At 58.1% G+C, this 22271-nt stretch carries 20 protein-coding genes and 1 pseudogene; 12 read left to right on the forward strand and 9 right to left on the reverse strand.

From position 1 onward, the window contains the following. A pseudogene (locus tag AC2FLB_RS14400) lies at positions 1-210 on the reverse strand (hypothetical protein); the annotation flags it as partial. A 54-nt stretch (positions 211-264) separates the two neighbouring features. Next, positions 265-990: a uroporphyrinogen-III synthase gene (locus AC2FLB_RS14405; RefSeq protein WP_496698650.1), complete on the reverse strand. Its 726-nt coding sequence runs from the start codon at positions 988-990 to the stop codon at positions 265-267. A gap of 85 nt (positions 991-1075) precedes the next feature. On the opposite strand from AC2FLB_RS14405, the gene tsaD reads away from it, so the two are divergent. The 4 genes from tsaD to AC2FLB_RS14425 are packed head-to-tail and all read left to right on the forward strand — an operon-like array spanning position 1076 to position 3825. Continuing rightward, positions 1076-2173: a tRNA (adenosine(37)-N6)-threonylcarbamoyltransferase complex transferase subunit TsaD gene (tsaD, locus tag AC2FLB_RS14410; protein WP_496709487.1), complete on the forward strand. Its 1098-nt coding sequence runs from the start codon at positions 1076-1078 to the stop codon at positions 2171-2173. Beyond that, positions 2170-3132 carry an NAD(P)H-dependent glycerol-3-phosphate dehydrogenase gene (locus tag AC2FLB_RS14415; RefSeq protein WP_496709488.1) on the forward strand — a complete coding sequence of 321 codons (963 nt, stop codon included), beginning with the start codon at positions 2170-2172 and terminating at the stop codon, positions 3130-3132. The genes tsaD and AC2FLB_RS14415 overlap by 4 nt, the downstream gene beginning before the upstream one ends. Before the next feature lies 1 nt (position 3133). Next, a complete protein-coding gene (locus AC2FLB_RS14420) occupies positions 3134-3403 on the forward strand; it encodes a YciI family protein (RefSeq protein ID WP_496707397.1) in 270 nt (89 codons plus the stop codon). Next, positions 3403-3825: an EVE domain-containing protein gene (locus AC2FLB_RS14425; protein ID WP_496709489.1), complete on the forward strand. Its 423-nt coding sequence runs from the start codon at positions 3403-3405 to the stop codon at positions 3823-3825. Before AC2FLB_RS14420 ends, AC2FLB_RS14425 begins: the two co-directional genes overlap by 1 nt. Before the next feature lie 204 nt (positions 3826-4029). Here AC2FLB_RS14425 and AC2FLB_RS14430 read toward each other — a convergent pair whose 3' ends face one another. From AC2FLB_RS14430 to AC2FLB_RS14445, 4 genes are all read right to left on the reverse strand, one after another. Next, positions 4030-4371, reverse strand: coding sequence for a DUF2853 family protein (locus tag AC2FLB_RS14430; protein WP_496692583.1), 342 nt, complete (start codon positions 4369-4371; stop codon positions 4030-4032). Between the two features lie 271 nt (positions 4372-4642). Further along, the gene (locus AC2FLB_RS14435; RefSeq protein ID WP_496709490.1) at positions 4643-5392 is read right to left on the reverse strand and encodes an extensin-like domain-containing protein; all 750 of its coding nucleotides are present in this window, start codon (positions 5390-5392) and stop codon (positions 4643-4645) included. 13 nt (positions 5393-5405) lie between these two features. Beyond that, entirely contained in the window at positions 5406-6794 is a 1389-nt protein-coding gene (ahcY, locus tag AC2FLB_RS14440) for an adenosylhomocysteinase (RefSeq protein WP_496709567.1), read from the reverse strand. A gap of 101 nt (positions 6795-6895) precedes the next feature. Continuing rightward, positions 6896-7213, reverse strand: a complete 318-nt coding sequence (locus tag AC2FLB_RS14445) for a hypothetical protein (RefSeq protein WP_281995806.1) — start codon at positions 7211-7213, stop codon at positions 6896-6898. A 204-nt stretch (positions 7214-7417) separates the two neighbouring features. On the opposite strand from AC2FLB_RS14445, the gene AC2FLB_RS14450 reads away from it, so the two are divergent. Further along, the gene (locus AC2FLB_RS14450; RefSeq protein WP_271950659.1) at positions 7418-8017 is read left to right on the forward strand and encodes an HD domain-containing protein; all 600 of its coding nucleotides are present in this window, start codon (positions 7418-7420) and stop codon (positions 8015-8017) included. A gap of 6 nt (positions 8018-8023) precedes the next feature. Here the strand turns inward: AC2FLB_RS14450 and AC2FLB_RS14455 are convergent, their stop codons facing one another. From AC2FLB_RS14455 to AC2FLB_RS14465, 3 genes are all read right to left on the reverse strand, one after another. Then, complete coding sequence (locus AC2FLB_RS14455; RefSeq protein WP_496709492.1) at positions 8024-9100, reverse strand: CapA family protein; 1077 nt, start codon at positions 9098-9100, stop codon at positions 8024-8026. A 357-nt stretch (positions 9101-9457) separates the two neighbouring features. Beyond that, positions 9458-10012 (reverse strand): ActR/PrrA/RegA family redox response regulator transcription factor, encoded by a 555-nt coding sequence (locus tag AC2FLB_RS14460; RefSeq protein ID WP_142637470.1) that lies wholly within the window; start codon positions 10010-10012, stop codon positions 9458-9460. Between the two features lie 86 nt (positions 10013-10098). Continuing rightward, entirely contained in the window at positions 10099-10719 is a 621-nt protein-coding gene (locus AC2FLB_RS14465) for an SCO family protein (protein ID WP_496692586.1), read from the reverse strand. A 92-nt stretch (positions 10720-10811) separates the two neighbouring features. Here AC2FLB_RS14465 and regB point away from each other — a divergent pair, with 92 nt between their 5' ends. From regB to addA, 7 genes are all read left to right on the forward strand, one after another. Continuing rightward, positions 10812-12206 (forward strand): sensor histidine kinase RegB, encoded by a 1395-nt coding sequence (gene regB, locus AC2FLB_RS14470; protein ID WP_142637465.1) that lies wholly within the window; start codon positions 10812-10814, stop codon positions 12204-12206. A 63-nt stretch (positions 12207-12269) separates the two neighbouring features. Then, complete coding sequence (locus AC2FLB_RS14475) at positions 12270-13775, forward strand: PAS-domain containing protein (protein WP_496709493.1); 1506 nt, start codon at positions 12270-12272, stop codon at positions 13773-13775. Between the two features lie 41 nt (positions 13776-13816). Then, on the forward strand, positions 13817-14290 hold the full coding sequence (tsaE, locus tag AC2FLB_RS14480; RefSeq protein WP_496709494.1) for a tRNA (adenosine(37)-N6)-threonylcarbamoyltransferase complex ATPase subunit type 1 TsaE: 474 nt from the start codon (positions 13817-13819) through the stop codon (positions 14288-14290). Then, positions 14287-15291: an aminoglycoside phosphotransferase family protein gene (locus tag AC2FLB_RS14485; protein ID WP_496709495.1), complete on the forward strand. Its 1005-nt coding sequence runs from the start codon at positions 14287-14289 to the stop codon at positions 15289-15291. Before tsaE ends, AC2FLB_RS14485 begins: the two co-directional genes overlap by 4 nt. Beyond that, a complete protein-coding gene (locus AC2FLB_RS14490) occupies positions 15288-15974 on the forward strand; it encodes a nucleotidyltransferase family protein (protein WP_496709496.1) in 687 nt (228 codons plus the stop codon). Before AC2FLB_RS14485 ends, AC2FLB_RS14490 begins: the two co-directional genes overlap by 4 nt. Beyond that, on the forward strand, positions 15967-18894 hold the full coding sequence (gene addB / locus AC2FLB_RS14495; RefSeq protein WP_496709497.1) for a double-strand break repair protein AddB: 2928 nt from the start codon (positions 15967-15969) through the stop codon (positions 18892-18894). The genes AC2FLB_RS14490 and addB overlap by 8 nt, the downstream gene beginning before the upstream one ends. Further along, on the forward strand, positions 18891-22250 hold the full coding sequence (addA, locus tag AC2FLB_RS14500) for a double-strand break repair helicase AddA (protein WP_496709498.1): 3360 nt from the start codon (positions 18891-18893) through the stop codon (positions 22248-22250). Before addB ends, addA begins: the two co-directional genes overlap by 4 nt. Positions 22251-22271 lie beyond the last annotated feature (21 nt).

Genomic DNA, 22271 nt, shown 5'->3' on the forward strand with positions numbered 1-22271 from the left:
TTCGGCTTCGGCTTCGGCTTCGGCTTCGGCTTCGGCTTCGGCTTCGGCTTCGGCTTCGGCTTCGGCTTCGGCTTCGGCTTCGGAAGGCGTTTCTTCTACGGGGTCAGCATCGTCAACAGGTGCCTCATCCGGGATCTGGACAATGTCCTCGACTGCGTCAGCCTTGGGGTCATCTTCCGGCTTTTGATCGGTTTTCTTCTTACCAGCCACCGCAATGTTCCCCTTTTCGAATCCAAAACAACCTGAACAACTAACCAGACTAAGTTAATCTGTGGCCTCGCCGCCCTCAACCCGCATCGCATGTTTCACAAGCTTTTTAACGGCTTTCCGCATTTTCTTCGGTGTCGGCTCTTTGGCAATCTTCAGGCGGACATAATCCAAGGAATAAAGGGGTTCAGCCGTGGCCTCGCTGATTGCAGCCAGCCAAAGTGGTGCCGAACCCACCCAGATGTCGGCAAATTGTCGCGCTGTTCTGGGTGAAAATATGGGGGCAATCACCGGTTCATTGCCCTCAGCAACGGCGCCTGCCCGATCTGTGAGCGGTAACAGGTGCTGTTTATAGACAGGTTGTTCACGCACAGCCAGACCGGATTCGGTCAACCGTTCAGCAATGTTACCCCGGCTGTGCTCCCCCCGAAGATGAAGCAGCGGGCTTTGGGGCCGGTGCTTTAGCAGGTTTGCAATCAGCTCTTCGGCGGTAGCACCCACCATCCGGGCATCCCAGCCAGCGCCTTTGGCCGTTCCGGTGGTAACAGGACCCACACAAAAGGCCGGCATCTTTCGAGATACATCTAAAGACATCGCCGCATTTACGGCGTTGGCCGAAGTAAAGATCAGCCCCTTTGCTTCATCCGCATGCACTTGCACCGCCAAAGGTTTTATTTCCAGGATCGGCGAATGGATAACCTCTACCCGGCTTCTGATGCGGGTTGGCAACTGCGCGACGAACCTTTCAGACGCAGCGCGCGGGCGGGTCATCAACAAATACAACAGTTGGCGCCTTCGGCCTTGGGATTGTTTGCATCCGCGCAGGGTGATACCCCGCTTGGCAACCAAGGTGTAACGGATCAGGCCAATGGTGCAAACACTTACTGTCCTCGGGTTGGAAAGCAGCTGTGATGACACGGCCGCCGCAGTCGTGCGCCAATCCGATGATACAGCCGCCGAGGTGCTGTCCTCGGTTGTCTATGGCCAGACCGAATTGCACAGCGCATTTGGTGGCGTGGTGCCTGAGATTGCCGCCCGCGCCCATGCGGAAAAGCTGGATATCTGTGTGATGCAGGCGTTAGAGGCCGCAGGTTTGGGCCTTGCCGACATGGACGCCATCGCGGTCACCGCCGGTCCCGGCCTGATTGGGGGGGTTATGTCAGGCGTCATGTGCGCCAAAGGGATCAGTGCCGCCACGGGCCTGCCATTGATCGGAGTCAACCATCTGGCCGGTCACGCGCTGACGCCACGCCTGACGGACGGGATCGCGTTTCCCTACCTGATGCTGCTGGTCTCGGGCGGACACTGCCAATACCTGATTGCTCATGGGCCTGAGAATTTCACCCGCCTTGGTGGCACCATCGACGATGCCCCGGGCGAGGCCTTTGACAAAACCGCCCGCCTGCTGGGACTGCCGCAACCCGGCGGCCCCTCGGTCGAGGCAGAGGCCCGCACAGGCGACCCCAAACGGTTCCGGTTTCCCCGGCCGCTTCTGGATCGTCCGGGATGCGATTTGTCCTTTTCCGGGCTCAAGACCGCGTTGATGCGGATGCGTGACCAGATCGTGGCCGAAAAAGGGGGGCTGACGCGGCAGGACCGGGCCGATCTTTGCGCCGGATTCCAACAGGCCATCGTGGACACTTTGGCCGAGAAAACCCGCCGCGCGATTGACCTGTACCTATCGGAAGCGCCTGCAGAGGCCGTGGTGTCTGTTGCGGGTGGCGTTGCCGCAAATACGGCCATTCGCACTGCGTTAGAGACTGTTTGTGCCGAAAAGGGCGCCAGATTTACCGCCCCTCCCTTAGCCTTATGCACCGACAATGCCGCCATGATCGCCTATGCCGGGATCGAGCGGTTTCGCACCGGTGCCCGCGATGATCTGACCCTGACCGCGCGTCCGCGTTGGCCTCTGGATCAAACCAGCCCGGCCATGTTGGGCAGCGGCAAAAAAGGAGCCAAAGCATGAGTGTGTCGGTTCTGGGATCAGGGGCGTTTGGAACTGCTCTGGCGATTTCGCTGGCCGGGAAAGGCCCCGTCACTCTGTGGGCGCGGGATCGGGAACAGGCCCAGATAATGCAAAACCAGCGCGAAAACAGCGCGCGCTTGCCGAATGTGACCCTGCCCAAGGCGATTACGGTGACCTCGGACATTGATCTGGCCGCCGAAAGTCAGGTCATTCTTCTATCCGTGCCAATGCAGAAATTGCGCAGCGCATTGCGTGCGCATGCCTCAGCCCTCAAGGGTAAAACGCTGGTCGCCTGCTGCAAGGGGATCGAGCTGACCTCGGGCCTTGGGCCGGTATCGGTCATCCGCGAAACCATCCCGGATGCGCACCCCGCGCTGTTGACCGGGCCAAGCTTTGCGGACGACATCGCGCGCGGCCTTCCCACCGCATTGACCCTCGCTTGTGCGGATGATGCGATTGGCCGTGACCTGCAGCATGAATTGAGCACCACAAATCTGCGCCTCTATCGCACTGCGGATACTGTTGGCGCCGAGCTCGGCGGGGCCCTGAAAAACGTCATAGCCATCGGATGCGGCGCCTGTATTGGCGAGGGCATGGGCGAAAGCGCCCGGGCCGCCCTTATGACGCGGGGCTTTGCCGAGATGCAGCGCTTTGCGCTGATGCGAGGGGCCCGCCCTGAAACATTGATGGGCCTGTCGGGTATGGGTGATCTGGTACTGACCTGCTGTTCCGAACTGTCCCGGAACTATCGATTTGGCCTGTCGCTTGGGCGTCAGGATGCTTTTGACACAAACACAACCGTCGAAGGTGTTGCCACGGCCAAGGCTTTGGCCAAAATTGCCAAAGCAGAAGATTTGGACATGCCCATTAGCACCATCGTGTCAGAAATAAGCACCGGAGAATGCAGCGTTGGTGAAGCCATGCGCTGGCTGCTGAACCGACCCCTGAAGGAGGAATAACATGCTGATCGCCCTTGTCGCCAAGGATAAACCCGACGCGCTGCAAACCCGGCTGGATAACCGTTCCGCCCATCTTGCCTATATCGAAGAAACCGGTGTTGTTGCCCAGGCCGGACCCCTTCTGGAAGGCGATGCGATGATCGGATCACTGATCATCCTCGAGGTCGAGGATATGACGGCGGCGCAAAACTGGGCCGACAAAGATCCCTATGCCAAAGCAGGTCTGTTCCAGTCGGTTGATCTGATCGTCTGGAAAAAGGTGGTCGGCTGATGGCGTATTGGCTGTTCAAATCCGAACCCTCGACCTGGAGTTGGGACCAGCAAGTCGCCAAGGGCGCAGAGGGCGAAGAATGGGATGGCGTGCGCAACTATCAGGCGCGTAATTTCATGCGGCAGATGGCCGTGGGCGACCGCGGATTCTTCTATCACTCGCAAAAAGACAAGGCGATTGTCGGTATTATCGAGGTCTGCGCTCCGGCCCATCCCGACAGCACCACCGATGACGAGCGCTGGGAATGTGTGGATATCAAAGCCGTGCGCCCCTTCACCACGCCGGTCACGCTGGATCAGATCAAAGTGGATGAACGTCTGGATGAGATGGTTCTGGTCAAGAATTCCCGCCTGTCCGTACAACCGGTCAGCGATGCCGAGTGGCAGGTGATCTGCGATCTGGGGCAGACGAAAGCGGATTGATTAAAGGGAAGGTCCTGACAGATGCAGAACCTTCCCTACCCCGCGTGCTCCCGACTCACCACACGCGTATAGAATTTCGGTTCTGACCGTCCTGGTCACAAACTGACACTAGCCCATTTGGCCGGTTTGGCACAAACAACAAGTACCTAAAATTGGAAACGCCCGCCACAGATCGGGCGGGCGCTGATTGGTCGAAACCCGGATTTAGCTATAGACCGACTCTTTGCCGAAATGCTTGGTCAGCATATAGTAAACGACAGCACGATACTTGTTACGCTCTGACATGCCATAGGTTTCCAGCGCCTTGTTGATCGCTTCCATCAGCTCGGGGCCGTCGGAAAGGCCCAGTTTCTTGACCAGGAAGTTGTTTTTGACGGTCTCAAGCTCACCTGACTGAGTGGCTGCCACGGTCGACGCGTCGGCGTCATAAATCGCCGGACCACATCCGATTGTGACCTTGGTCAAAAGGTCCATGTCGGGGTCCATCCCGCATTTGTTTTTCAGATCATCTGCGTATTTGGCGATCAGTTCGTCGCGTTTTCCCATGAATATTTCTCCCGTTGAGCAGCTTTGGCTGCGATTTTCAATGCGCCTATGAACAGGTGTCGGAAGGTTAGTCAGTTGTTCTGTTTACACAAAGGGAAAATTTCAGGTCATTCCCCGTAAGCGAAATTATGGCAGCACAGATAGACTCCGCGTACCACAATGCCTGATTCTGGCCTTCTGCAAGGGTCAGGTGGTTTGGATTTAGGGCGCAGCGGGAAAATGTTGAAACCAGTGCAGCGTGCCGACATGGCACCTGCTAACCGACCGGTGGTTATCTGCAATATCCCCAACCCGGTCCCTGAAGATGGAAGTGGTCCGCATGCAGGCGGTTGTAGTTTGGCCCAAGTACCACCCGAAACCATTCACATGCACCCCGGCCAATCCGGTGTAGAAAATCTGCTTCGGGTCCGGGTGTTGTCCAGTCCGACAGCAGGCTCAGGTTTCGCCCATCTGCCAACTCGACCCCGACAATATCGATGGCATCAGCGGTGGCATGACTGCTCCAACCGCTGTCCTTTCCCTGCGCGGTGCGCATTCGCCGGCAGTTATAGCTGCCCAGGTGGCGCAAGCTGCGCACCCTGCTGCCCAACATCTCGCGCGCGGCGGGTTGGACCACATGGTGTTCCCACATGGCCAATCGCAGAGCCGTGGCACAACGGGTCTCGACGCCATTGACGCTGGCCGTGGTTAAGCCCGAGAGAACCCCGCGCCCGGCTATTCCGCATTTCTCGTCGACAATCAGATCCTCGACCAGGGAAAAGCTTACCCCCGCCCCGGCCAATGCGGCCCTGCACTGCGTTTCATCGGCCAAAGCTCGTCGCATTTGCACAGGTGTGACCGGCGTGACCCGAGCCGTAATGGTCAGATCTCGCAAAGGGTTCCAGTGGTCCGGAACCGGTGATTGCGGGTGGGACAAAAGCCAGTAGCCACCCCCACCCATCAAAACCACCAAGGCGAGTGCTGAGAAAACGAAAGACGCCGCCAGATGCAATATCCGACGGCGTCCAGAAGGTTTGGTCATGCCTGACCCGCAATCAATAGCGGTAATGTTCAGGCTTATAGGGGCCTTCCGGATTCACACCGATATACGATGCCTGTTCGCTGTCCATCTGCGTCAGCTTCACGCCGATACGGTCCAGATGCAGGCGTGCAACCTTCTCGTCCAGATGTTTAGGCAGGATGTAGACCTCGTTTTCGTACTGATCACCTTTGGTGAACAGCTCGATCTGGGCCAGAACCTGGTTGGTGAAGGACGCCGACATCACGAAAGACGGATGACCGGTGGCATTGCCGAGGTTCAGCAGGCGGCCTTCGGACAGCAGGATCAGACGATTGCCCGAGGGCATCTCGATCATGTCCACCTGTTCCTTGATGTTGGTCCATTTGTGGTTCTTCAGGCTGGCCACCTGAATTTCGTTGTCAAAGTGACCAATGTTGCCGACGATGGCCATGTCCTTCATCGCGCGCATATGCTCGATGCGGATCACGTCCTTGTTGCCGGTCGTGGTGATGAAGATATCCGCGCTGTCAACTTCGTCTTCCAGCAGCGTAACCTCGAACCCGTCCATCGCGGCCTGCAGGGCGCAGATCGGATCAACTTCGGTCACTTTCACACGGGCACCGGCACCGCGCAGCGACGCGGCCGAGCCTTTGCCCACGTCACCATAGCCACAGACCACGGCAACTTTACCAGCCATCATCGTGTCAGTGGCGCGGCGGATACCGTCGACCAGCGATTCCTTACAGCCATATTTGTTGTCGAACTTCGACTTGGTGACACTGTCGTTGACGTTGATCGCGGGGAAAGGCAGTTGGCCTTCCCTGACCAGCTGGTACAGACGGTTCACGCCGGTCGTGGTTTCCTCGGACACGCCTTGGATCTGGTCGCGCATTTTGGTGAACCAACCGGGGGACGCGGCCATACGTTTGGCGATCTGCGCCTTGATGGCCTCTTCCTCTTCCGAGCCCGGTACGGGGATAATGTCTTCGCCCGCTTCGGCGCGGGCGCCCAGCAGGATATACAGCGTCGCATCGCCGCCATCGTCCAGGATCATGTTGGGGCCGTCGGTGAACAGGAAGGATTTGTCCAGATAATCCCAATGCTCTTCCAGCGTCTGACCCTTGATGGCGAACACCGGAATTCCGGCTTCGGCAATCGCCGCCGCCGCGTGGTCCTGGGTTGAGAAGATGTTGCACGACGCCCAACGCACATCCGCGCCCAGCGCCACAAGTGTTTCGATCAGAACGGCTGTCTGGATGGTCATGTGCAGCGACCCGACAATACGCGCGCCCTTCAGGGGCTTTGCGTTACCGTATTCCGCGCGCAGGGCCATCAGGCCCGGCATCTCGGTCTCTGCAATATCCAGTTCTTTGCGGCCAAACCCGGCCAGCGAAATGTCTTTGACGATATAGTCCCCGGCCATCAGGTGCTCCATTCCGGTATAATTCAATCCGGGTTGCCCTAGCATCCCTTTCGGGACGTGGCAACGCAGATGGCCGGAAACGGGGTTTTAAGCCGCCAAAATCAACTTGGTATGCCCTCTACCTTGATTTTGGGGATCGCTTGGAAAAAGTCAGTCCCAACGGCGACAATGCAGCTGATGCCGTTCGGACGTGTCACCAAAACGGTATAGCTACCCGTTTCCTCTGAGGTCCAGACCTCCATCACCGATTGCGAGCCACGGGATTTTTGCAATCCGCCAAAGGCCAGTTCCTCGGAATAATTGTCCTGTAGCGTTGAAATCAGTTGATCACGCAACGCACAGCTTTGCTGGGCAAAGGCAGGCGGTGCAGTGGCGGCCATACCAAAGGCCAGAGCAATTCCTAACAAACGCTTGAACATAGCAAGCTCCTTTCGATACGAGTTACGTCCGAGAGGGGCACACCGGGAGGAGCATGCGCCCCCCTCGGTACAAATGTCGGTATCACCGCGCGCTTGTTCAAAGCACGATTGCTCAAGAAAAAGTTGGCAGCTGGTGATCTTGACAGGTACAGCTTACCACAAAAATGCGAATTTAATGTGTCCCACTTCACAAGGCATGGCAGAATGGCAACACAACCCCGCGCATGGCAAAGAATGCTGTCCGGGCGCAGGCTGGACCTGCTGGACCCAACACCGGTGGATATCGAGATTGAGGATATCGCGCATGGGCTGGCCTTTGTGGCCCGCTGGAACGGGCAGACACATGGCGATTTCGCCTATTCGGTGGCCGAGCATTCGCTGTTGGTCGAAGAGCTTTTTGGTCGTATTGCCCCCAAGGCACCGGTCAAATGGCGGCTGGCGGCCCTGTTACACGATGCGCCGGAATACGTGATCGGAGATATGATCTCTCCGGTCAAATCCGCTGTCGGTCCCGACTATGGCGCACTGGATGACCGGCTGGCTGCGGCGATCCACATCCGGTTTGGCCTGCCTGCTGCGGTGCCTAAAACGGTTAAACGGCAAATCAAAAAGGCCGACAAGATCAGCGCCTGGATGGAAGCCACCCAGATCGCGGGCTTTTCCGAGGCCGAGGCGACAAAATTCTTCGGCCGCCCGGACAGGGTTATTATGGAAGGGCTGCAGATCAAATTGCGGCCACCCGTTGAAGTAAGATGTGCCTATACGCATAGACATTCGGCATTGATGGCCGAGATTGGGCCCTGACCACTTTCAGCCTTCTGATCGCGCCACCTTCTGAAAGACTTTGCCGTCAATCTCATGGGCATGCCAACGCACTGGCGTCGCCTTCAGATTTGTTATTTCGGCCTTGCCCTCAGTCTTCTGTACTTCAATCTGCATAATCGTGCTGCTGGCAATGTCTCTATCGGCGAAACCCCACAGCAGACTTCCTAGGGAATAGGCGATTGGCACCGTCCGATCTCCGGTCTGTGTGCGATACAGCTGAATCGGCTGAGGGACATGGGGGTGGTGGCAGACGATAAGATCAGCTCCGAATTCGGCCAAGTCCTGTGCGGCCTCTTGCTGCGCTCGGCGCGGGAACAGCTCGAACTCATGACCCCAATGAATAATCGCAATAACCAGATCACAGCCAGCCGCTTTTGCGTTCGAAATCTGTGTCTTTAGAAGGGTAGTGTCCGGCGCTTGATGCTTTGAAGTCAGCTTGGCGATATTGATGCTCTGCTTTTGACCTTCAGGAAGCGCGTGGCCGTTGGTACCAAAAGCGCAGGACGCAAATCCGAACTTTATCCCTTTTCGTTCGATCGTTTTGACGGCTGTGGCTTCTGTCAAACTCTCATTTACGCCGATTTGCATGATATTTCTGTCACTTAAGACGTTCAGAGTTGTCTCAAGCCCCTCAACACCCATGTCGAGAATATGGTTGTTTGCAAGGTTCAAAACATCAATGAACCTCTCGTTATGGCTGGTCAAAGCATCGAACTGTTCTTCCGACGCACATTCGATCGGCGGGCCGGCGTCCCCGATCACTTCGTCAATCAAAGGCTGTGTCGTTACAGGTGACTCGTAGTTGGCGACCAAAATATCATCCTGAAACAAAAGATCTTCGATCTCAGCATATACCTGGTCTTTTGCGACACTGGCCCTGTGAGTTCTTAGAATGTCCCCGGCAAAGCTCAGAGTGACCGAATTTGATGTGTCACTGATGTCAGCGGTTGAAAGTCGTACGGCCGTTTTAGTCATAAAGCCGGACTGATCCAGCTCCGCTTCAGGCTGCTGAATGGGGTTCTTACTTTTATAGACCCAGTACAGGTTGTCCAAAATGTTCATTTCGGAAAGCTCACCCGCAGCGCCCTTTCGTGGTCGCGCCCAAAACCCAAATCTCTCTGCTGCCCAGGTGACAACAGAGACAATGACTTTAAGGGCAGGGTTGGAAATACGGAGGCTTTCGTATGGCGTATTAGGGAGCGGCGACACTTCGATACATCTCAACTATTTGTTCGGAAAATATAATTATTGAACTTAACGACAACACAAACTGGTTAACAGACACTAAATTAAAGTCTTCAGGGGTGGCGGTCCATCAGCCGCGACAAAGCATATGTTTGGTGGCCGCATGTCGAGACTCAATTCGGCTTTTCGGCTTCATGAGTTCTGGTCTGTTATGCGCAAGCTAAACCCACGATCTCATCGCGGGCTGCGCTTCGCCAGGATCCGTTGCAATGTCCGGCGGTGCATGTTCAGGCGTCGTGCGGTTTCACTGACGTTGCGATCACACAGCTCATAAACCCGCTGGATATGCTCCCAGCGCACGCGATCCGCGCTCATTGGGTTTTCCGGCGGCGGAGGCAGTTCGTCGCCCTTGGCCAGCAATGCGTTGGTGATGTCGGTGGCGTCGGCGGGCTTCGACAAATAGTCGGTGGCACCGATCTTGACGGCAGCCACAGCGGTGGCAATCGCGCCGTACCCTGTCAGAACCACAACCCGGCTGTCGGGGCGCTTTTCGCGCAGCACTTCGACCACATCCAGGCCGTTGCCATCCTCCAACCGCAGGTCAACAACCGCATATGCAGGTGGACGTGCTGTGGAAATTGCGCGGCCAGCGGCGACAGAGCCGGCGGTTTCAACCTCGAACCCGCGTTTTTCCATGGCCTTGGCCAGACGTCTCAGAAACGGTTCGTCATCATCCACCAATAACAGCGATTTATCCGGGCCGATGTCGAGGTCAGAGCTGTCCGCCATATTCTATTCTTTCCGCTAATTCACGCCGTTGGCTTAAACATGAGTAATAGCAGCGCCATTGCAAAGGTCAAACAGACCGTTGCGTTCTAGATCTTGTCCAGAAAGCAGCCCACCTTGTCAGCCATCTGCTCGGCTGTGTCATTGCGATCGAAAAATTCGATAAACCCGTCCTGGGGTGTGACCAGATAAGTAAAGGTCGAGTGATCAACCAGATAGTACTCATCACTTTTGTCATGGGCCTTATAATAGGTCTTATAGGCCTTGCTGGCGGCCTTGACCTGATCGGGCGTACCGGTCAGGGCGATGGTCTTACCACCAAGGTTAAAGGCGTAATCGGCCATAACCGCGGGTGTGTCGCGATCCGGGTCGATCGAGATAAACAGCGGCGTCACCGATTGCCCGCGTTCGGCCAGAATATCCACCGCTTCGGCATTGCGGGACATGTCAAAGGGGCAAACATCCGGACAGAAGGTATAGCCGAAGTAGACCAGCGTAGGTTCGGTTATCACCTGTTTGTCGGTCACAGTCTCGCCCTTGCCGTTGATCAGTTCGAAGGGCCCGCCAATGGTGGCCGTACCCCCTGCGATCTGGCTGGACCGGCACTGCGCGAATTTGTCGTCCGAGCCTGCGCCGCGCGTCAGCAGCCACATGGCCCCCAGACCTACGGCCAAAACAACTGTTGCAAGGATAGCGTATAGACGGACCATGGCATCTTACCTGACGATAGAGGAGTTGTTGATCGTTCCGGCCGGGACACCTATCAAGATGAACAGCCGATGCAACAGGACATAATGGACCAATGGCAGATTCCAACATCACTTTTTGGCCTGGTCAGGAACGCAGCTGGATTCGCCTGCGGACGCTGATCCTGCTGCGCTGGGTGGCCATCTTTGGCCAGATCACCGCAATCACCGTGGCGCAACAGACCTATGATGTGCAGTTGGATGTGACGCTGTGCTATCTGGCCATCGGCATTTCGGTCATGGGCAACTTGACGGCTATTCTTGTCTTTCCACGCAACAAACGCCTGTCCGAGTTCGAAAACTTTCTGATGGTGTTGTTCGATTTGTTGCAGCTGACCATCCTGCTGTACCTTACCGGAGGCCTCAATAATCCGTTCGCCTTGCTATTGGTGGGTCCTGTGACGATCTCGGCCAATGTCATGAGCACCCGGTCTACGCTGATCATCGGTACGGTGGCCATCATTCTGACCACGCTGCTAGCCGAATTTCACCTTCCCCTGCACACGGATGGCGGTGTGGATCTTGAGATCCCCGATATCCTTCTGTTCGGAAACTGGGCTGCCATCGTTATCGCGATCGTTTTCCTGGGGGCCTATTCCCACCGCGTAAGCTCTGAGGTCCAGTCGATGTCTCAGGCGCTGTCGGCCACGCATATGGCCCTCGCTCGTGAACAGAAACTGACCGATCTTGGTGGAGTTGTCGCCGCCGCCGCGCACGAACTTGGAACACCTCTGGCAACAATCAAACTGACCAGTGCCGAACTGATTGAAGAGCTGGACGACCGCCCGGACCTGAAAGAAGACGCCGCCTTGATCCGCGAACAGGCCAATCGTTGCCGCGACATTCTGCGCGACATGGGTCGGGCTGGCAAAGACGACCTCCACCTGAGACAGGCCCCCCTGTCCACTGTCATCCATGAGGCCGCCGAGCCACATATCAACCGCGGCAAGCAGGTACACTTTGCCGAAGGTCCGGTTGGGGATGGCGATGTTCAACAACCTTCGATCCTGCGTAAACCTGAGATCATCCACGGAATGCGCAACCTCATCCAGAATGCTGTGGATTTCGCGCGCAGCAACGTCTGGGTCGAAGCGGAATGGACAGCCGAAAGGATTACGATCAACATCATGGATGACGGCCGCGGGTATCCTTCGCAAATGATTGGCCGGATCGGGGATCCGTTCATGCGCCGACGGCGGGCAGAATCGGAAAAGCGGGCCCGGCCGGAATATGAAGGTATGGGCCTGGGCCTGTTCATCGCAAAAACCCTACTGGAACGCAGCGGTGCGCATTTGGATTTCGCCAATGGCTCTGATCCATATCAGACCTTGTCGGACAATCCCGAACGTATAGGGGCCATCGTCCGGGTATCCTGGCCGCGAAAACTTGTGGATGCACAGACCGGCGACACCCCCGTTCCTTCAGGTGTAAATCAGCATATCCAAGTCTGAGTTAAGACCCCGTTAACCATTTCCGCCCATAGCTATACCCGTGAATTCACCGCGGGAGAGCACATGGTCGACTGGATCATATTGGCCGTCATCAGTGTGGTGTCTGCCAGTCTGGCGGTTCAATGGCTTTTGCCCCGTCGTCAGCAGACAAGTGACAATTTCGGCCTGTCCGAGCCGGCCTCGTTGTTCAATGTCGTGTTTCTGTTCGACGGTGACCGCCTGATCAGCCACACAGACATCGCTCTGGATGGGTTTGAGGCTGTGCGCGACTGGTCAGATCTGCGTCGGCTGCTGCAGCGGGATTTTCCGGGCTTTCCTGAAAGCCCTGAACGCGTCAGGCACGAAGGGAATCTTGTCATCCCCGCCATTGATTGCTCGGTCGAGCGGGACGTTTTGTGCGAATGGATCGACGGGGTCGTGCGCGTACAGCTGCGGGAAAGCTCTGATTACCCCAGAACCGTATTGCGCGAGAATAGCGATCCGATCCGCCTGGCGATGGAACTGGCGCCCTACCCGGTCTGGCATCTGGATTATCAAAACAAGATCCGCTGGTGCAACGCCGCCTATGTCTCGCTTGTCCGCAAAGTGCGCGGTGGCGATACCGACCTGACTGCACCTCTTTTTCCCGGGCCCGAAAATGGCGCGCGTATCAGCGCCAAGACCCGTGTATTCATTTCGTCCGAAGACAGTGCAAACAAGCTTTGGTTTGACCTGACGATGGTGGACCATCCGGAAGGCAGCCTTTGCTACGCTGTGGACATCAACGCCATCGTCGCCGCCGAGACAGCGCAGCGAAAATTCGTACAGACGATGACCAAAACCTTTGCACAGCTGTCCATCGGCTTGGCCATTTTTGACAGAAATCGCCAACTTGCCCTGTTCAACCCCGCCTTGATTGACCTGACCACCCTGCCCCCGGATTTCCTGAGCTGCCGCCCCAACCTGTCCAGTTTCTTTGACCGCCTGCGCGATCAGCACATGATGCCGGAACCCAAGAACTATCGCAGCTGGCGTAATCAGATGAACGATCTGCTGGAGGCCGCAGAAGACGGAAATTACCAGGAAACATGGTCGCTGCCATCCGGCTCGGTCTATTCCGTCAGCGGCCGCCCGCACCCGGATGGTGCGGTGGCCTTTCTGTTCGAAGATATCACGGCCGAGATCACGTTGACCCGCCGCTTTCGGGCGGAAATGGATTTGATGCAATCCATCCTGGATAAGCTGGCCGACGCGGTTGCCGTTTTCGGTGATGACGGTACCTTGGCCTTCACCAATTATGCCTATCAGAAATTATGGGGTGAAGCCGATGGTGCCGGATTTGAACCCGACACGGTTCTGGACGTGACCCGCAACTGGCAGAAACATTGCGCGGCCACTCCGATTTTGGGTGAAATCCGGGATTTCGTGGAAATGCGGGACAGCCGGGCTGAGTGGTCAGCCAGAATCCAAATGCGTAACGGAACCGATCTGAACTGCACCATCTGCCCATTGCAAAACGGGGCCACCATCATTCGCTTTGCCACGCACAATGCGTTGCCACAGCACGAGATACAGCAAATCAGCGCCTGAACCGGGTTGCAGCCAATCCAGCGTGGGGCCATTGTGGCGCCATGACGTTACCACCCCTCAGGATCACCCTGAATTCGCCCGAAGATACGACCAAATTTGCCAGTCGGCTGGGCGCAATTCTGCATCCGGGCGACATCCTGCTGCTGCAGGGTGAGATCGGAACCGGTAAGACCCATTTTGCGCGTAGTCTGATCCAGTCACTGATGACCCGATCCGAGGATGTGCCCTCGCCCACATTCACGCTGGTTCAGGTCTATGACACCCGTAAAGGTGAGATTTGGCACTGCGATCTATACCGGCTGAGCGCGGTGGAGGAAGTCGAAGAGCTTGGGCTGGCCGAAGCGATGGAACAAGCGATCTGCCTGATTGAGTGGCCCGAGAAACTGGGCCCGCTGACACCCGGTTCTGCCCTGACCATGACATTTGAAACAGACCCGGACATGCTGGATATGCGCCACATCACCCTCACATGGACCGACGAAAAATGGGCTCAAAAACTGGAGGTCAGCGAATGACAAACCGCGCCGTCCTTGCCGAAGCTCTGATTTCACACACTCCGTGGTCCAAGGCCCACCGAGAGCCTTTGGCGGGGGATGCCTCGAACCGCCGGTACGAGCGCCTAACCGACCCGGTCACGGGCAAATCCGCTGTTCTGATGGATTCGCCCCCGGGCCAGGCGGAACCGGTCGAAGCCTTCGTACGGATGGCCCGGCATTTACAATCTATCGGGCTAAGCGCCCCACAGATCTACGCCGAAGACACGCAATATGGGTTTCTTCTTTTGGAAGACCTTGGCGATGACCTGTTCGCGCGGGTTCTGGTCAAACATCCCGATATGGAGCGGGAATTATACGAGGCCGCAACAGATGTCCTGATCACGTTGCACGAGGCCCCGACCCTGTCGCTGCAATCTTACGGCCCAGCACTGATGACCGAACTGGCGGCATTATCCTTCACCAAATACGCCCAAGGGGTTCTTGGCGAATATGACCGGGATGCGCAGGATCGGTTCGAACACCGATTTGCTGATATCCTGCATCAAGAAACATCCGGCACCAAAGTTGTTGTCCAACGGGATTACCACGCGGAAAACCTGATCTGGCTCCCTGACCGCCAAGGGGTTGAGCGGGTTGGATTGCTGGATTTTCAGACCGCCATGCTGGGCCATCCTGCCTATGATCTTGTGTCTTTGCTCCAGGATGTGCGCCGCAAAGTGACGCCGGGTACGGAAATGCGGATGGTCAGCCACTATATCTCGGCTATGGGCGTCAACGATCATGATTTCCGCAGTGCCTATGCCGTGCTGGGGGCCCAGCGAAATCTGCGGATTCTTGGTGTGTTTACCCGGCTTGCGACTGAGTATGGCAAACCCCATTATATCGATTTTATCCCCGCTGCGTGGGACCATCTAATGCGGGATCTGGATCACCCGGCGCTGGTGAATGTTGCCGACCTGCTGCGCGCGGCTCTGCCCACACCAACACCCGAAAACCTGAACAGGCTCAGACAGAGATGACCCAGCCCCCCAATGCCGTCATGCTGTTCGCAGCCGGGTTCGGCACCCGTATGGGCACCCTGACCCTGAACCGCCCCAAGCCGCTGATCGAGGTAGCCGGGCGCCCGCTGATCGACCACGCGCTTGATTTGGTTGACGCGCTTGGGCCGGTTCGCAAAGTGGCCAACCTGCACTATCTGCCGGATCAGCTTGAGGCGCATTTGACGCCGAAAGACGTACATGTTTCACACGAACAGCCCGACATTCTGGATACTGGTGGCGGATTACGGGCAGCTTTGCCTTTATTAGGGTCTGATTCAGTGTTCACGATGAATTCAGACGCCATTTGGTCCGGCCCGAACCCGCTGACAATGCTGCGGGCCGCCTGGAACCCTGATTTGATGGACGCATTGCTAATGTGCATCCCGACCGCGCAGGCGATTGGTCATGCCGGTGCCGGAGACTTTACTGCTGATGAAGCGGGCCGGATTACCCGCGGCCCCGGATTGATCTACGGAGGCGCGCAGATCATGAAGACGGAAGGGCTGGTCGAAATTCCAGACAAGGTGTTTTCGCTGAACCTGCTTTGGGATCGGATGCAAAAGAAAGACCGGCTGTTTGCCCTAACCTATCCCGGCCGCTGGTGCGATGTTGGCCATCCGGAAGGGATCGCCCTTGCTGAAGGTCTGTTGGCGGATGTTTGACCCCTCACCCCTGCCCCGCGTCTTTGCCGTACCTTCGGGTGTGGATTTTCCAAAGGCGCTGGTCCGGGGGTTGAGAAATCGCTGTGCCGCTCTTCCGCCCGAGGCTTTGGCCCGAGTGGAGCTGGTTGTTAACACGCGGCGTATGGCTCGCAGGGTGCGTGAGCTGTTCGACCAGGGCCCTGCCTGTTTGTTGCCGCGCCTATCACTGGTGACTGATCTGGGTGTAAGCGTGAATCTGGCGCAGATACCACCCGCAATCCCGCCCCTGCGACGGCGGCTGGAATTGACGCAGCTGGTCTCGAAGCTGCTGGATCAACAACCGGATCTGGCGGCGCGCTCGTCTTTGTTTGACCTGTCAGACAGTCTGGCCGCATTGATAGATGAGATGCAGGGCGAAGGCGTTTCACCCGAAGCGATCCGGCGGCTGGATGTCACCGACATGTCCGGGCATTGGGCCCGCGCGCAGGCGTTTATCGGGATTGCGGATCAGTTCATCGACTCAGAAGACGACATCCTGGACACGCAGGCCCGGCAGCGCCGCGTGGTCGAGAACCTAATCAAACATTGGCGAGTGGATCCACCTCAGCACCCGGTCATTCTTGCCGGCTCGACGGGGTCACGGGGAACGACACTGATGCTGATGCAAGCCGTTGCCTGCCTGCCGCAGGGCGCATTGATCCTGCCGGGTTTTGACTTTGACCAGCCCGATCAGGTTTGGGCTCAGCTGGATGCGGCGTTAACCTCTGAGGATCACCCGCAATACCGGTTCCGGAAGCTGATGAACCAGCTTGGGCAGAACCCGGATCAAATCACAGCCTGGACCCAGGACAATCCACCCTCACCCGCCCGTAACAAACTGATATCGCTTGCGTTACGCCCTGCCCCGATCACGGATGCATGGATGTCCGAAGGTCCACAACTGACCGATCTGCATGGTGCAACCAAGGACCTGACCCTGGTCGAGGCGCAGTCCCCCCGGGCCGAGGCCCTGGCCATAGCACTCCGCATGCGAGAGGCGGCTGAAACCGGCCAGACCGCCGCTCTGATCACCCCCGACCGCATGCTGACTCGTCAGGTCAGCGCTGCGCTGGACCGGTGGAGCATCCTGCCCGATGACAGTGCTGGCCTGCCGCTGCAGCTGTCCCCACCCGGACGGTTCCTGCGCCATGTCGCGGCCCTGTTCGCGCGTCGATTGGACGGCGAAGCGCTGTTGACCCTGCTGAAACATCCGCTCTGCCATGACGGGGGCGAGCGTGGTTCTCATCTGTTGCACACGCGCGATCTGGAACTGGACCTGCGCCGCCACGGGCCGCCTTTCCCGGATGCCGCCAGCCTGACGGCATTTGCCATCCGCAAAGAGGTGCCCGAAGGCTGGGTCCAGTGGTTGGTGCAGCATTTCTGCGAACAGCAAATCGATGATGAGCTGCCGCTGGCGGATTGGGTCGATCGCCTCTGCGGGTTGGCTCAGGCCATTTCCGCCGGTCACACTGACGATCCCGGCACTTTGTGGGACAAGAACGCCGGTCAAAAGGCCCTGGCGGTTGTGACCGAGCTGCGAAATGAGGCTCAGCATGGCGGCACCATGACCGCCCATGACTTTGCCGATCTGCTGGGTGCTTTGCTGGCCGGAGAAGAAGTCCGCGACCGCGACGCGCCACACCCCCGGATCATGATCTGGGGCACGCTCGAGGCCCGGGTGCAGGGCGCCGATTTGCTAATCCTTGGCGGTTTGAACGAGGGCAGTTGGCCCGAGGCGCCCGCACCTGATCCCTGGTTGAACAGGCAGATGCGCGATAAGGCCGGGCTGTTGCTGCCAGAGCGGCGCATTGGCTTGTCGGCACATGACTTCCAGCAGGCTATCGGCGCGCCCGAGGTCTGGCTGACCCGGTCGACCCGGTCCGACGATGCCGAAACCGTTCCTTCCCGCTGGTTGAATCGGTTAACCAACCTGTTGAGTGGCCTGGCAGAACAGGGTGGCCAAACCGCCCTTGCAGAAATGCGCGGCCGAGGGCGGCAATATCTGGGGTGGTCCGAACAACTAGAATACGCTCCAAAAATCAAGGCGGCACCGCGCCCATCTCCGCGCCCTCTGGTCGGGTCGCGCCCGCGCCGACTGAGCGTCACCGAGATCAAGCGCCTGATCCGTGATCCTTATGCGATCTACGCCAAACATGTGCTGCGGTTAAAACCTCTGGACCCTTTGGTTCAGGCCCCGGATGCGCTGCTGCGCGGGATCGTGATCCACGAGATTTTGGAGCAATTCGTCAAGGACAGCGTGCTGGACACGGCCTTGCTGACACGCGAAAGCTTCCTGAAACGCGCCGAAAGCCTGCTGGTCCAGCATGTCCCATGGCCCACAGCGCGCAAATTATGGCTCGCGCGGCTGGAACGGATTGCGGATGATTTCCTGCGGGCCGAGAACACCCGGCGCAGCGATGGTGGGCCTGTGGCTTTTGAGGCCGCGATGAAACTGGCGCTCAGTCCGCTGGATTTCACCATAGTCGGGCGCGCCGACCGCATTGACCTGAACAGCCGCGGGGCGCTGCGGCTGGTCGACTATAAAACCGGTGCGCCTCCGACCGAAAGCCAGCAGGCCAAGTTTGACAAACAGTTGCTGATCGAAGCCGCAATGGCCGAGCAGGGCGGGATCGAAGGGTTTGACCCGCTGCCTGTGGCCGAAGCAATTTTTGTCGGCATGGGCGGCACCTATAAAGAGATACCCGCGCCTCTGACCAAAGAGCCGGTCGACAAGGTCCTGGCTGAGCTGAAACAGCTGATTTCCTCTTATTTAGAGCCTGATCAAGGCTTCACCTCGCGCCGCATGCTGCACAAGGATACCGATATCGGGGACTATGATCATCTGGCACGTTTCGGTGAGTGGGACCGAACCAGCAACAGCGCCCCCGAGGACCTGAAATGAGCGCCCGCAACGACGCCACCGAACGGCAGGTGCAGGCCGCACGACCCGATGCCTCGACCTGGCTGGCGGCAAATGCGGGATCTGGCAAAACGCGGGTTCTGACCGATCGGGTGGCGCGGCTGTTGCTGGACGGGGTGCAGCCGCAACACATCCTCTGCCTGACTTACACCAAGGCTGCAGCCAGCGAGATGCAAAACCGGTTGTTCAAACGCCTCGGTGAGTGGGCCATGCTGGGGGATGCACCGCTATTGGCGCAGTTGACCGATCTGGGCGTTCAGGGCGCGATTGACCCGGACCGCCTGGCGCAGGCCCGCACATTGTTTGCCCGTGCGATCGAAACGCCCGGCGGGCTGAAAATTCAGACCATCCACTCTTTCTGCGCCTCGCTACTGCGCCGTTTCCCACTTGAGGCCGGAGTGAGCCCTCAATTCACCGAGATGGAGGATCGGGCCGCCGCCTTGCTGCGCGAAGAAATCGTCGAGGATTTTGCCCAAGGGCCGATGGCCAATCTGATCGGCGATGTCGCCCGTTTTGTGACTGACACAGGGTTCGACAAGCTGACCGCCGCCATCACGCAAAAGCGCAATCTGTTTGCGCAGACCGTCGATTGGTCGCAGGTTTTGCAGCAATTCAATCTGCCCGCCGGTTTTGACGAACAGCTCTTGCTGGGTCAGGTGTTTTTGGGGGGCGAGGCCGAACTTGTCCGCAGCGTCCTGCCCGCACTGACCGAAAGCGGCGGGAACAACGCCAAGGCAGCCACCAGGCTTGCGGCCTTCACCCGCGCCGAAATCGGTGCGCTGCCGGTGCTTGAAGATGTATTTCTGACCGGAAAGGCGGCCAAGGACCCGTTTACCGCCAAGATTAACGCTTTCCCGACCAAACCCCTGCGCGAAGGTGTTCTGGCGGGTCAGATGCCACAGCTAGAGGCGTTGATGTTGCGCATCGAAGCCGCGCGTGAACAGCGGCTTGCACTGGTTGCGGCCCGTAAAACGCTGGTACTTCACCGGTTCGCAATGGCCTTTCTGCCGGAATATGAGCGGCGCAAACAACTGCGTGGCTGGCTGGACTTTGACGACCTGATCTTGCGCGCCCGAAACGTACTGAACGACCCGGCGGTAGCGTCTTGGGTATTGTACCGGCTGGACGGCGGGATTGACCATATCCTTGTCGATGAGGCGCAGGACACCAGCCCGGACCAATGGGACGTCGTCGAAAAACTGGCGCAGGAATTCACCAGCGGGGAGGGGGCCCGGTCCGGGATTGAGCGCACTATTTTCGTGGTGGGTGACAAGAAACAGTCGATCTATTCCTTTCAAGGCGCCGACCCTCAGGCCTTTGACCGGATGCAGGCCGAGTTTGGGCGGAAACTGGCAGAATCAGGCTCTAAACTGTGGGATTCCACGCTGGAGTACTCGTTCCGATCCTCCAGCGCCATTCTGACTCTGGTCGATATCCTGTTCGAAAACCATGCCGAGGCCGGGTTTCACAAAGAAAGCCAGCACCGCGCCTTCAAGTCCGATCTGCCAGGGCGCGTCGACCTATGGCCGGTGGTCGAAAAAGTCAAAGACGAGGAAGATACCGAATGGACCGACCCGGTGGACCGCCCTGGAGCGCGCCACCATACCGTTGTTCTGGCCGAGCAGGTTGCACAGTCGATCAGGGATATGATCGAACAGGGGGAAACCATCCCCGAAGATGGCGAGGTACCGGGCAGTTTCGTCCGGCGAAAGGTACAGCCGGGGGATTTTCTGATCCTCGTCCAGCGCCGCTCGGACCTGTTTGCTGAGATCATCCGCGCCTGCAAGGCTGCCGAACTGCCGATTGCAGGGGCTGACCGGTTGAAGGTCGGAGCCGAGCTTGCGGTCAAGGACCTGGCCGCTCTGCTGAGCTTTTTGGCCACGCCCGAGGACAGCCTGTCGCTGGCCACGGTACTGAAATCTCCTCTGTTTGGATGGTCAGAACAGCAGCTTTTTGATCTGGCGCATCGGCGGCAAGAACAATTCCTGTGGGCGGCGCTGCGCAATCGGGCCGATGAGTTTCCCGATACGCTGACAATTCTGAACGACCTACGCGGTCAGATCGACTTTCTGCGCCCCTATGACCTGATCGAGCGGATTCTGACCCGTCATCACGGGCGGCGCCTGCTGTTGGGGCGGCTGGGCCCCGAGGCCGAAGACGGTATCAACGCGCTGTTGTCCCAGGCGCTGGCCTATGAACGTACCGACATTCCCAGCCTGACCGGCTTTCTGGTCTGGATGCAGACCGACGATCTGGAAATCAAACGGCAGATGAGCGGTGTCGGCAACATGATCCGCGTGATGACCGTGCACGGATCGAAAGGGTTGGAAGCCCCCATCGTGATCCTGCCGGATACCGGCAGACGGCAAGCCCCGCGCGATGCCGAGATCATGGTGACGGATGCTAAGCCACTATGGAAAGTACCGGCAGACGCGTCCCCGGCGCTGATAGCGCAGGCGCGAGCCGAGGCGCGCGAACGGGAAGAGAATGAACGGTTGCGCCTATTATACGTGGCGCTGACCCGTGCAGAGAAGTGGCTAATCGTAGGTGCGGCAGGGGATGTCGGCAAGGACGGATCCAGTTGGTATCAACTGGTGCAGGCGGCTATGGCGCGGGCAGGGGCAACAGCTCTGCCCAACAGTGAGATCCTGCGCTTGTCGCACGGAGATTGGCATGATCCGGAATTTATCGAACACACAGGCGCCGTTCATGCCCACAGCGAATTGCCGCCGACCTTCCTGAATTCCGCCCCCGCGGTTGATGCGGCGCCGGAAACCCTCAGCCCGTCTGATCTGGGCGGGGCCAAAGCCTTGCCCGGGGACATGGGCCAGGATGAAGAGGCCGCCAAGCTGCGCGGCACCCGCCTGCACCTGCTGCTGGAGCATTTGCCGCGGGTCCTTCCTGAGAACTGGCCGCAGCTTTGCGCACGGGTTCTTCCCGATATGCGTGAGGCCGAGCGGCAAGGATTGCTGGCCGAGGCGCAAAATGTGTTAACGGCGGATCACCTGAAGGCAGTGTTCGCCCCCGATACCTTGGCCGAAGTCCCGGTAACGGCCGATCTGGGCGGGCGGCGTATCCATGGTGTCATTGACCGGCTGATCGTCACTGAAACGGACGTCCAAGTAATTGATTTTAAATCTAATATGACAGTTCCAGACAATGCAGCAACCTGCCCCGAAGGACTGCTGCGACAGATGGGTGCCTATGCTGATTCATTGTCGCAGATCTATCCAGACCGCGAAGTCAGAACTGCAATTCTGTGGACCCGAACAGCCCAGCTGATGTGGCTGTCACACGATCTGGTGAAAGCTGCGCTGACCCGTGCGCTGACGCCTTGACCTTGGCATACCCGACACCTA

The organism is Ruegeria sp. CDSA236, from assembly GCF_059611285.1.

Excerpts from the sequence above, each read along its gene's own strand:
- AC2FLB_RS14430 (WP_496692583.1), bottom strand. The coding sequence starts at position 4,371 with ATGGGAAAACGCGACGAACTGATCGCCAAATACGCAGATGATCTGAAA.
- AC2FLB_RS14445 (WP_281995806.1), bottom strand. The coding sequence starts at position 7,213 with ATGTTCAAGCGTTTGTTAGGAATTGCTCTGGCCTTTGGTATGGCCGCC.
- AC2FLB_RS14465 (WP_496692586.1), bottom strand. The coding sequence starts at position 10,719 with ATGGTCCGTCTATACGCTATCCTTGCAACAGTTGTTTTGGCCGTAGGT.
- AC2FLB_RS14415 (WP_496709488.1), top strand. The coding sequence starts at position 2,170 with ATGAGTGTGTCGGTTCTGGGATCAGGGGCGTTTGGAACTGCTCTGGCG.
- AC2FLB_RS14490 (WP_496709496.1), top strand. The coding sequence starts at position 15,288 with ATGACCCAGCCCCCCAATGCCGTCATGCTGTTCGCAGCCGGGTTCGGC.
- AC2FLB_RS14455 (WP_496709492.1), bottom strand. The coding sequence starts at position 9,100 with ATGAACATTTTGGACAACCTGTACTGGGTCTATAAAAGTAAGAACCCC.
- AC2FLB_RS14450 (WP_271950659.1), top strand. The coding sequence starts at position 7,418 with ATGGCAACACAACCCCGCGCATGGCAAAGAATGCTGTCCGGGCGCAGG.
- tsaD (WP_496709487.1), top strand. The coding sequence starts at position 1,076 with ATGGTGCAAACACTTACTGTCCTCGGGTTGGAAAGCAGCTGTGATGAC.
- AC2FLB_RS14435 (WP_496709490.1), bottom strand. The coding sequence starts at position 5,392 with ATGACCAAACCTTCTGGACGCCGTCGGATATTGCATCTGGCGGCGTCT.
- AC2FLB_RS14475 (WP_496709493.1), top strand. The coding sequence starts at position 12,270 with ATGGTCGACTGGATCATATTGGCCGTCATCAGTGTGGTGTCTGCCAGT.
- AC2FLB_RS14420 (WP_496707397.1), top strand. The coding sequence starts at position 3,134 with ATGCTGATCGCCCTTGTCGCCAAGGATAAACCCGACGCGCTGCAAACC.
- addB (WP_496709497.1), top strand. The coding sequence starts at position 15,967 with ATGTTTGACCCCTCACCCCTGCCCCGCGTCTTTGCCGTACCTTCGGGT.
- tsaE (WP_496709494.1), top strand. The coding sequence starts at position 13,817 with ATGACGTTACCACCCCTCAGGATCACCCTGAATTCGCCCGAAGATACG.
- ahcY (WP_496709567.1), bottom strand. The coding sequence starts at position 6,794 with ATGGCCGGGGACTATATCGTCAAAGACATTTCGCTGGCCGGGTTTGGC.
- AC2FLB_RS14485 (WP_496709495.1), top strand. The coding sequence starts at position 14,287 with ATGACAAACCGCGCCGTCCTTGCCGAAGCTCTGATTTCACACACTCCG.
- regB (WP_142637465.1), top strand. The coding sequence starts at position 10,812 with ATGGCAGATTCCAACATCACTTTTTGGCCTGGTCAGGAACGCAGCTGG.
- AC2FLB_RS14425 (WP_496709489.1), top strand. The coding sequence starts at position 3,403 with ATGGCGTATTGGCTGTTCAAATCCGAACCCTCGACCTGGAGTTGGGAC.
- addA (WP_496709498.1), top strand. The coding sequence starts at position 18,891 with ATGAGCGCCCGCAACGACGCCACCGAACGGCAGGTGCAGGCCGCACGA.
- AC2FLB_RS14460 (WP_142637470.1), bottom strand. The coding sequence starts at position 10,012 with ATGGCGGACAGCTCTGACCTCGACATCGGCCCGGATAAATCGCTGTTA.